This is a genomic window from Streptomyces sp. 3MP-14 (assembly GCF_006334905.2).
Taxonomy (GTDB): domain Bacteria; phylum Actinomycetota; class Actinomycetes; order Streptomycetales; family Streptomycetaceae; genus Streptomyces; species Streptomyces triticirhizae.
On sequence record NZ_VDLZ02000029.1, the window covers coordinates 23,080 to 32,910 of the forward strand.

Annotated in this window: 8 protein-coding genes and 1 tRNA gene; 5 read left to right on the top strand and 4 right to left on the bottom strand. The window is 67.3% G+C overall.

The genetic code is table 11. The features are described from left to right. Positions 1 to 909: 909 nt before the first annotated feature. The gene (locus FH609_RS30535; protein WP_193318138.1) at positions 910 to 2,955 is read right to left on the bottom strand and encodes a restriction endonuclease; all 2,046 of its coding nucleotides are present in this window, start codon (positions 2,953 to 2,955) and stop codon (positions 910 to 912) included. A gap of 675 nt (positions 2,956 to 3,630) precedes the next feature. On the opposite strand from FH609_RS30535, the gene FH609_RS30540 reads away from it, so the two are divergent. Further along, the gene (locus tag FH609_RS30540; protein ID WP_193318139.1) at positions 3,631 to 4,107 is read left to right on the top strand and encodes a recombinase family protein; all 477 of its coding nucleotides are present in this window, start codon (positions 3,631 to 3,633) and stop codon (positions 4,105 to 4,107) included. Between the two features lie 228 nt (positions 4,108 to 4,335). Here the strand turns inward: FH609_RS30540 and FH609_RS30545 are convergent, their stop codons facing one another. Next, positions 4,336 to 4,581 carry a hypothetical protein gene (locus FH609_RS30545; RefSeq protein WP_139675652.1) on the bottom strand — a complete coding sequence of 82 codons (246 nt, stop codon included), beginning with the start codon at positions 4,579 to 4,581 and terminating at the stop codon, positions 4,336 to 4,338. Positions 4,582 to 4,888: 307 nt separating this feature from the next. Then, positions 4,889 to 4,973: transfer RNA gene (locus tag FH609_RS30550), tRNA-Leu, on the bottom strand. Between the two features lie 163 nt (positions 4,974 to 5,136). Here FH609_RS30550 and FH609_RS30555 point away from each other — a divergent pair. The 3 genes from FH609_RS30555 to FH609_RS30565 all read left to right on the top strand — a co-directional run bounded on the left by FH609_RS30555 (position 5,137) and on the right by FH609_RS30565 (position 7,701). Next, complete coding sequence (locus FH609_RS30555; RefSeq protein ID WP_139675654.1) at positions 5,137 to 6,486, top strand: M20/M25/M40 family metallo-hydrolase; 1,350 nt, start codon at positions 5,137 to 5,139, stop codon at positions 6,484 to 6,486. A 154-nt stretch (positions 6,487 to 6,640) separates the two neighbouring features. Continuing rightward, positions 6,641 to 6,874, top strand: a complete 234-nt coding sequence (locus FH609_RS30560; RefSeq protein ID WP_139675662.1) for a chaplin — start codon at positions 6,641 to 6,643, stop codon at positions 6,872 to 6,874. Positions 6,875 to 7,017: 143 nt separating this feature from the next. Then, the gene (locus FH609_RS30565) at positions 7,018 to 7,701 is read left to right on the top strand and encodes a chaplin (RefSeq protein ID WP_139675656.1); all 684 of its coding nucleotides are present in this window, start codon (positions 7,018 to 7,020) and stop codon (positions 7,699 to 7,701) included. Positions 7,702 to 7,893: 192 nt separating this feature from the next. On the opposite strand, the gene FH609_RS30570 is transcribed toward FH609_RS30565, so the two are convergent. Continuing rightward, positions 7,894 to 8,082, bottom strand: a complete 189-nt coding sequence (locus FH609_RS30570) for a DUF5703 family protein (RefSeq protein WP_139675658.1) — start codon at positions 8,080 to 8,082, stop codon at positions 7,894 to 7,896. A gap of 47 nt (positions 8,083 to 8,129) precedes the next feature. Here FH609_RS30570 and FH609_RS30575 point away from each other — a divergent pair, with 47 nt between their 5' ends. Further along, on the top strand, positions 8,130 to 8,816 hold the full coding sequence (locus FH609_RS30575; protein WP_139675660.1) for a hypothetical protein: 687 nt from the start codon (positions 8,130 to 8,132) through the stop codon (positions 8,814 to 8,816). The last annotated feature ends 1,015 nt before the right edge of the window (positions 8,817 to 9,831 follow it).

A 9,831-nucleotide genomic window follows, 5' to 3' on the forward strand; every position in this document is an offset into this window, starting at 1 on the left:
CACGGTGAAGCGGTGGCCGGAGGAGAACCGGCGGGGAGTTCGGCCCGTTCGCGGGGCCGGAAGTCCGGCGGAGCGGTGGCCCGGTCGGGCGGGTTGTCCGCGGTGCGGGACGCCTCGATGCCGCTGGTCAGCCGGACGCCCGTCGTGGGAGCATCGGGCCAGCTGACGGAAGACGGCCAGGGAACGGCGTCCCCGGTGGTCAACCTTGTCCTTCGGCTCAACGAGGTAGGGCCTCACACCGCGCCGGCGACCACCAAAAAGCAAGAGGTGCTGGCCGAGTCCCGGCCAGCACCATCCGTGGGCGTACTGCTCGTGTCCGAGGGGGAGCCGAACCATAACCCTGCGGACGTTGAGAGTTACCGCTGCACTGTCACTCGATGGCCAGGGAGACTGAGCTGTGGTGCAACCCGGGTTAATCAACATGGGCGACTTGGGCCAGTCAAGACACGGTGATCCGCCGACACTCGATGGATCGTCGGTAGTCGGTGTCCCGCAAATGCTCTGGGGTATACGGATAGACCTTCTCCGACCTACCGCCTCGGCTGCCCCGACGCAGTCGGTGTCCGCGCTGTTTGGTGGGGATGGGGATCACTGCCCAGATACCGCGCTTGCGCAGGCGCTCGCGAATGGCGTGTGATGACTACGCCTCGTTAGCCAGGCCGTTGTCTGGCCTGGAGCGCGGCCGTCCGCGTCGGCAGGGAACGCACAAACTGGCGATCACGCGCGAGAGCAGGCACGTCACGCGGTTTGTCCGCCGGTGAGTGTGAAATAGACGTGAAACTTACCGATCTGCGGCGTCAGGGCACCCGCGAATCACCCCCCTTGCAGGACCCCTCTGCCTACGCCGATTCCCTAACATAGTGACAGGAACCGCCATCCCGCACGATGGTCAAATTAGCCGCTGACCTGCTAGAGACCCCTCTCAATCGCGGCAGCAAGAGCGCGAAGGCGCTTCGCTGCCGGTCGTACGTCACCAATCCGATAAGTCGCATAACGCGGATCTGGCGCATCCTCGATACTCCGCACGATATCGGAGTCAAAGTGATCGAACAGCCGGAATGTCTCGAGCAGCTCATCGATATTTGGCGCCAATTGCGATCCGCGCTCAATCAGTGAAATATCACGAGCTGAAACAGCTTCCTCCGTTTCTGACTCAAACTTGAGTCGAGAAATCACGAGAGTCAAGATGTCAAGCTCCCTCTGCCGTGCTTCGATTAGGCCAGCTAGTCTGGACAATCCATCTGGCACCTCGAACAGAATTCCGACATCTGCTGGCCTCAGGCCAAGCGCTTCGGATGAGCTGACGACTTGGCTCAATTCGTCGGCAGTGATGAGTGCCCACTGCTTCTTCTGGGCAATATTTTTGATTGTGTTGCCGCTGAAGGTGGGGGCCACGATTGCTACATATTCCGCGGAACGTTTTTCCTTGTGCATGTCGATCGCTACATCGCTCACATTGCTGTGTGAGACCCGGCCAGAGGACGTGGACTTTCCATCTACAATTGCAGTCCGCAATGATCCACTGCTATCAGACCATTGCACGAAGATGTCGGTGTCACCGGGACCGCTAATTCGCTGTGTACGAAAACCCATATACCTGAATGCGTCCTCAATGCATCCTTCAAACGCCGTACCCGGCGATCCATTACCGGCAGACGGGTCGACGGATGTGCGAATCAACGATTCCATAATGAGAGAGACTTCGTCCGGTTCGCTTGATTCCTGTGCCGTCAATTCGGGCGCTGACTCAAGCTCCGTGGTGACCTCCGGTGTGCGCGGTTCAGCGAGAGGGAGCGTCTCGATAAGGCTCAGGCCAGTCGCCGTGGCTTGCACCGAAGACCAGGATGTCTCTACGATCAAGCCCGACTCGATCATGAAAGCCGTGAGCCAACGTACTTTTTCCTTGTTCAAGCCATACTTGATTCCTTCTCGATACACATCGCTCCGTGGCGCGGTAATCTTTACGGTGCGAACTAGTTCGCCGACAAATTTCATATTCGCGTGAAGGATGCGAATAAAATCGATATCTGATCCTGACTCCAACCATGCCTTGGCTGCTGGCGTCGCGGAGAATACTCCGCGACGGACTTCTTGTAGCAGTCCAGCGGCTCGCATGAATGGCAACATGGAATCAGCGCTGCTGCGCTTCAAACCGAACCGTTCTGCAATGAATTTCAGTAGTGCATCCTTTTCGATCTGATCCGCTGCTGCCGCAATGCACGTTCGCAAATTCTCGATTTTATTAGGGTCCTCCTTTGGGCTTGGAACCCAGATGTTGTAGGTTTTTCTGGCCTCATGGGCACCTTTATTCGTGGCCAGCTGTTCAAGGAGGGCGGCAATCTCCTCTGGGGCTTTAGGGATGTCAATCACTTCGCCTGATTCATGAACGACCAGAGCTGAAGGCGTCACGATATCGCAGGTGGAATATAGTTTACGCCCATCAGGAGTCGCACTCTGCTTCCGTTCTCCAAGCCATTCAACCATCCCCAACACTTCAAGCCACGTCATCCGAAGTCGTGTATTGTTCACGGTTTTCCAGTCGAGGTTATATGACTCGACCAATGCGGCGTTGACCTCCTCGACCGTCATTGGCTCTCGCGTGAGGAGTCCGAGTACCTCCGCGAATAGTCGAATTCGGTCAGCCATCAAAGAGGCGAGACGTGATGGCGACTCGTCTGCGAGTAGTTCGGAGCCATCGGAGGTCAGTCGGAGTACGCCCCTTCGATTCTGAATCAACCCCATTTGCCCGAGGGCGTATGAGTACTGCCGCCAGGTCCTGGACGACTCTCCGCTCGATAGGATCGGGTGCGCGTCGAGATCAACAGCTTCACCGTTGCCAATCATCCGAATGAGTTCAAGCGTGTGCGGGAACATATCATCTTTCCCGCAGACGAGATTCGGCGCAGATGAAGCCTGACACATCCACTTGTTTCGCTGGATTGCGAGTGAGGTCACGTCGGAAGTGGTGACCTGTCGACTGCTAGCTGCTCTGATATGGTCTGGCTTCATCATCCTTTTCCTGCTCCATGCCTATCGACTCCAGTATTCATTCAACCCTCATGCTGCTTCCTGTCGCAGGAGCAGAAGCATCTTCATAGAGCATGCCGGGGGTATCATCACGTCCGGTACGACACCCACCCTTCGTCACTGATTTCGGACGGATAACTCGGTCGCGTATACGGCCAGACCCTGGGATTCACGCACTGGTGAGCGAGTTAATCATTCTTATGTAACACAGTGCATCGCGGAAGCTGCGAAGCCTCTGCCGACAAGACTTGCGCTGTCGGGTCCTTGCTGCTCCTTCAGGGGGGACGGCGTCAGACCCACTCGCTGCCAAAGATGCCATGAAGGGGTTCGGCACCGGGCTTCCGTTGGTCGAACAGCGCCGGAAGGGACGTAGACCGATCAGTACGACCCATGCCGCTCAGACTGGTCCGGCAGGCCGCCCCGGCGGACAGCTCCCATTGTGCTCGTTGGCGCAGCGAGTGCACCAGTTTCCACTCCGGTGTCCCGTGCGGGTTTCTCGCGGAGTCGTGGGAAAGGAGGCAGCGGGCCACAGCAATCCTTGTGGGTTCCGGAGATCAGCGGGCCGATCGACCCGGCCAACGAAGCCCACGATCTGATCATGTCGTGTTCTCCGGCGTGTCCAAGGGCGAGCGGAACCGGGTCAGGACGCGGGTGCGGACCGCGATGGCCGCCCAGGCGAAGCTGGCTGGCCGGTTCCTCGGCGACAGGCCCCCGTACGGCTACGCATTGATCGACCTCGGCCCTCACCTCCACCCCGCCAGGGCCACCGAGGGCAAACGCCTGCGCGGGCTCGCCCCCGATCCGAAGACCGCCTGGGTGGTGGTGCGGATCTTCACCGAATTCATCCGGCCTCGGGATCTTCAAGATCGCCGAGGGCTGACCCGCGACGGCATCCTGAGCCCGTCCGCCTATGACCGCAAGCGCAACTCCCACCGCACCGAAGCCGCCTGGTCCAAGGGCGCGGTCCGCACGATTCTGTGCAACCTCCGCTACACCGGGTCCCAAGTCTGGAACAAGCAGCGCAGGACCGAGGTCCTGATTGATATCGATGACGTCAGCCTCGGTCACGTCACCGCCTAGAGGTGGAATCCCGCCGGGGAGTGGATCCGCTCGGATCAGCCGTCCCACGAAGCGATCATCGACGCCGCGACGTTCGAGACCGCCCAGGTGATCATGGCCGGGCGTGGCAAGGTCCGCACCGAGCGGAATGAGCCCCCGGGGGAAGCGGCCGTACCAGTTTTGGGGGCGGCTGCGCTGCGGGGTCTGCCGGCGGAAGAGGCAGGGCCAGTGGATTCACGACCAGTCCTACTACCGGTGCCGCTCCCCGGAAGAATACGCGCTGGCTGAGCACGTCGCCACCCGCGCAACGTCTACCTCGCCGAGGCGGCGTTCCGGCCCGCCCTGGACGGCTGGCTCGCAACCGCCTTCGCCCCGCACCGCCTCAAGAGCACCGTTGCCGCCCTCGCCCAGGCCGCCGGGAACCAGGCCGAGCAGCCACACCATCAACAGGCGCGGCAGACGGTCACCGAGTGTGACCGGAAGCTCGATGCCCACCGCCAGGCACTGGAGGCCGGGGCCGACCCGGTGGTGGGCACACAGTGGATCGCCGAGACCCAGCAGGAACGCAAACGCGCCGAACAAATCCTGCGGAACCGACCCGCCGCAGTGGCCGAAGCTCTCACCGAGGAGCAGATCACGGCCCTGGTGGAGGGCTGTCCGACATGGTCGCCGTCATCGGCGACGCCGATCCGGCGCTCACGGCAAAGATCTACGCCGACCTGGGCATAACCGCCACCTACGACCTCGCCAGGAACCGACTGAGGGTCGAGGCGAGCCCCGACCCTCGTAGTCCTATGGTTCGTGTCCGAGGGGGGACTTGAACCCCCACGCCCTTAAACGGGCACTAGCACCTCAAGCTAGCGCGTCTGCCATTCCGCCACCCGGACAAGGTGAGGGCGCGACCCTCGCGGGCGCGCTGACGAGGGCAACCATAGCAAAGGTCAGGGTCACGATGACGCCTCTCCCCGGCGGCCGGGGAGAGGCGGCCGGCCTTGGGATCGCGGCCGGCGGGAGGGAGGATGAGGGGCACGTACCGCAGGAGGAGGCAGTGTGAGCGAGACCACCCCCAACCAGGCCAGCCCCAGCCGGAGCGGAGCCCCGGGCCGCGCCGAGGAGGAGGTCGTCGACCTCTGCCGCGACCTGATCCGGATCGACACCAGCAACTACGGCGACCACTCCGGCCCCGGCGAGCGCGCCGCCGCCGAGTACGTCGCGGAGAAGCTCGCCGAGGTCGGTCTCGAACCGCGGATCTTCGAGTCCCACCCCGGCCGCGCCTCCACCGTCGCGCGGATCGCCGGCGAGGACCCGTCCCGGCCGGCGCTGCTGATCCACGGCCACACCGACGTCGTTCCGGCCAACGCCGAGGACTGGACGCACCACCCGTTCTCCGGCGAGATCGCCGACGGCTGCGTCTGGGGGCGCGGCGCCGTGGACATGAAGGACATGGACGCCATGACCCTGGCCGTGGTCCGCGAGCGGCTGCGCGCGGGGCGCAGGCCGCCCAGGGACGTGGTGCTTGCGTTCCTCGCGGACGAGGAGGCCGGCGGGATCTACGGCGCGCGGCATCTCGTCGACCACCACCCGGAGTTGTTCGAGGGCGTCACCGAGGCGATCGGCGAGGTCGGCGGCTTCTCGTTCACCGTCAACGAGAAGCTGCGGCTCTACCTCGTCGAGACGGCCCAGAAGGGGATGCACTGGATGCGGCTGACCGTGGACGGCACGGCCGGCCACGGCTCGATGACCAACGACGACAACGCGATCACCGAGCTGTGCGAGGCGGTCGGCCGGCTGGGCCGGCACAGGTTCCCGGTGCGGGTCACCAAGACGGTGCGCTCGTTCCTCGACGAGCTGTCCGACGCGCTGGGCACCCCGCTGGACCCGGAGAACATGGAGGAGACCCTCGCCAAGCTCGGCGGCATCGCCAAGATCATCGGGGCCACGCTCCAGAACACGGCGGCCCCCACCCAGCTCGACGCCGGCTACAAGGTGAACGTGATCCCCGGGCAGGCCACGGCGGCCGTGGACGGGCGGTTCCTGCCCGGCTTCGAGGAGGAGTTCCTGGCCGACCTGGACCGGGTGCTCGGCCCCCGGGTGAGGCGCGAGGGCATCCACAGCGACAAGGCGCTGGAGACCAGCTTCGACGGGGCGCTGGTGGACGCGATGCAGTCGGCGCTGGTCGCCGAGGACCCGATCGCGCGGGCCGTTCCGTACATGCTCTCGGGCGGCACGGACGCCAAGTCCTTCGACGACCTCGGCATCAGGGCCTTCGGCTTCGCGCCGCTGAAGCTGCCGCCCGAGCTGGACTTCGCCGGGATGTTCCACGGCGTGGACGAGCGGGTGCCGGTTGACGGGCTCCAGTTCGGCGTACGGGTGCTCGACCGTTTCCTCGATCAGTGCTGAACGCGGCCGATCGGGGCGGTCGTTAATCGTTCTGACGTGCGGAATTCCCCAGGTTAGGTGAATGGGTGCGGCGTTTCGTGCCCTTGTTTTGGCCTTCTCGTTGCAACACATGCAGTCCCCGGCTGGGGTCCGCGTTGTCAACGAGGAGGAAGTAATGATCAAGAAGGTCGTCGCCACTGCGGCAGCCGCCAGCGGCCTGGCGCTGGCCGGTGCCGGGCTCGCGGTCGCGGACTCCGGCGCCGCCGGTGCCGCCGTCGCCTCCCCCGGCGTGATCTCGGGGAACAACATCCAGCTGCCGATCCACATCCCCGTCAACGTGTGTGGCAACACCGTCGACGTCATCGGGCTGCTCAACCCGACGTTCGGCAACGTCTGCATCAACAAGTAGAGCCACCCCCATCTCACTGAGGGCTTGAGCCGGCGGTCCCGGAGCGCGTCGCGCGCACCGGGACCGCCCAGGCTCTACGTCGGGCGCGGGCGCCCTCACCCCCCACCCCGCGACCCATCCCAAGCAAGTCAGGGGAATCAACCATGCGACAGGTCACGCGAAACGGCCTGCTCACCGTGTTCGCCGCCGGCGGCGTGCTGGCCGCGTCCGGCGGCATCGCCTTCGCCGACTCCGAGGCGGAGGGCGGCGCGGCCAACTCTCCCGGGGTGATCTCCGGGAACTCCGTGCAGGCGCCGGTCCACGTGCCGGTCAACGTCTGCGGGAACACCGTCAACGTGGTCGGGCTGCTCAACCCGGCCTTCGGCAACACCTGCGTCAACGAGGGCGACGGCGGGGCCAGCGCCACCGGCGGCGCCAGCGGCTCGCCGGGCTTCATCTCGGGGAACAACGTGCAGGCCCCCGTCGAGGTGCCGGTGAACGCCTGCGGCAACAGCGTCAACGTCGTCGGCCTCGGCAACCCGGCCTCGGGCAACGAGTGCGCCAACGGGACGGCCCCGCACGAGCGGGCGCCGCACCCGGAGGAGGAGCCCGAGGAGCCCAAGCACCCGGGCGAGGAGCCGGAGCACGAGCCCGAGGGCGAGTCCCCGGAGCTGGTTCCCGAGGGGACCACCCCCGTGGAGGCGGAGACCCCGGTCCAGGAGACCGAGACGCAACTCGCCGCCACCGGCGGCAACTTCGCGTTGCTCGCGGCGGTCCCGGTCGGCGCCGGCCTGGTGCTCGGCGGCGCGCTGCTCTACCGCAGGACCCGGACGGTGCGGCAGGGCTGAACCCTCCGCCCAGCCGGCGCACGCCACCAGAACGAGTGGGTCCGAGCCAGGACCCACTCGTTCGACGTGTCCGGCCCCGGTGACCCGCCGCCGTCCGCCCCCGTCCAGCGGCTTTGGCGAGGCGGGTCAACGGGTGGGGCAACGGTGGGGCAACGGGCGGGTGAGCGGGTCACCGGGTGGGGCGGGACGTTCTCACCAGGTGGGGCGCAGCTGGCGGATGATGCGGCGTTTCAGCCGCACCTGACGGCTCCCGTCCGGGTACAGGCGCAGCCTGGCCAACTCCCAGTGCCCGTACTCGGCGTGCTCCGTCAGCAGACGGGTCGTGGCGGCTCGCGAGACCCCACGTGGCACATACACATCGCGAAACTCGTATTCCGGCATCGAATCTATTGTGCGGCCAAGCCCTGGATGCCGATACCGTCTGCACCATGTCTGATGCTGCGCAGCCCACGGCTGCCGAAGTCCGTGCCGCCGCGGAGGCGCTCAAGGAAGCGCTCGACCGGCATCTGGCCGCCATCGAGCGACGTGCGGCGGCCCCCGAGGCGGAGGTCGAGGCGGCCGACGCCGCCGTCTTCGCCGCCTTCAACGAGATGGCGGCGGCGGGCGAGGTGTACGACGAGCTGCTCTACGACGTCTACGACGAGGTCACCCCCTTCGAGGTGCCCGCCTCCGACGGGGCCTCCTACACGGGCCCGGAGGACCCGGAGGTGCTCAGCGTCTTCCTGCGACGCGACTACACCGTCGCCGAGCCCCGGCGGCTGCTCGCCCAGGCGGCGCGGATCGCCGAGCTGGACGCCGAGGGCGGCGAGGCGGAGGGCGGCGGCTCGGCCGAGCCGGCCGCCGGGCGCAGCCTCAAGGCCGCGCTGGGCGTGCTCTTCGGCGAGTTCGACCCCGACGAGATCGCCTCCCGGCACGAGGAGTTCGGCCTCGCGGAGGGCGACGCCACGCTCTGGGTGACCGCGCAGGACGAGCCGGCGGAACCGGGGGAGTGGCTGGCCGCGCCGTTCGACGCGGTGGACGCGGAACGGGTGATCTGCCGCTTCGACATCAGCGACGCCTTCGACGACGAGGCGCTGGACGCGGTGGACGAGGTCCCCCGCTGGTTGGGCGGCTGACGGCTCCGGCCGTCCCGGGCCGGGCTCGCCCGCCGGGCGGGGCCCGGGCTGTTGGCTCCCGCCGGGCGGGGCCCGGGGATGACCTGCGGAGCGGAGCCCGGCCTGGGGCGGTCGGCCGCCGCCGGGCTGATGGCTCCCGCCGGGCGGGGGCTGTTCGCCCGGGCCGTTCCTGGGAGGGCGGCGTGCCCCGCCCGCGCCGGGCGTCGCGGTTCGACGGGTGATGTTCCGACGGCGGTCGGCGGGGCGCCCGCCGGCCGCCGTCGGGGGTGACGGGGACAAGTCGTTCCGCCCGGTGCCGCGTTGGCGTTCGGTGGCCGACGCCGGGGGCGGGGCGCGGGGGCGGGCCCGTTGCGCCGGCCGGTTGGTCGGTCGTCGCCTCCGGAGGCGAGTGCCTCCGCCGCGTCCCCGGGGAGCACCGCCACCACGGCGGGCCAGCGCTGGCCCGCCGGTGGCTGCCCCGTGTCGCGGGGGTCCCATCGCTTCGCGGGCAAGTGGCCCCGGACGATTGGGTGTTGGCGTCTGGCGGTCGTCCGCGTCGGCACTTGGGCGGCCCTCGCGGGCGCGGGCCGCCGGCCCGGCCCCGGCCTGGGCGTGCGGGCAAGTCGCGTTGACCGTCGAGGCGTTGGTGTCCGGTGCCGGGGCTCGTGCCCCGCTGGCCGCCGCTTGCCGCAGGCGGGGTGGGCACCGGGTCGGCCCGTTCCCGCGCGGGGCGCGGGCGGTCACCGCCGCCCGTCAGTGCGCCGCAGGCGGGGGTGGGCGCCGCGTCAAGCTCTCGCGTGGGGGTCAGCTGTCCGTCGTAGGCGCCGGCCGCAGGCCGGCGAAGCTTGTTGCCCCTCACGGTCAAGGCGGAGCCGGCGGGAACCCCCGTACAGCGCCCGGCCGTTACCCGTCGCCGGGTCGCCGGGTCGCCGGGTCGCCGGGTCGCCGGGTCGCCGGGTCGCCGGGTCGCCGGGTCGCCGGGTCGCCGGGTCGCCGGGTCGCCGGGTCGCCGGGTCGCCGGGTCGCCGGGTCGCCG

Bases quoted from the DNA above. Each gene is read 5' to 3' on its own strand.
- FH609_RS30560 (WP_139675662.1), top strand. From the start codon at position 6,641: ATGATCAAGAAGGTCGTCGCCACTGCGGCAGCCGCCAGCGGCCTGGCG.
- FH609_RS30570 (WP_139675658.1), bottom strand. From the start codon at position 8,082: ATGCCGGAATACGAGTTTCGCGATGTGTATGTGCCACGTGGGGTCTCG.
- FH609_RS30565 (WP_139675656.1), top strand. From the start codon at position 7,018: ATGCGACAGGTCACGCGAAACGGCCTGCTCACCGTGTTCGCCGCCGGC.
- FH609_RS30575 (WP_139675660.1), top strand. From the start codon at position 8,130: ATGTCTGATGCTGCGCAGCCCACGGCTGCCGAAGTCCGTGCCGCCGCG.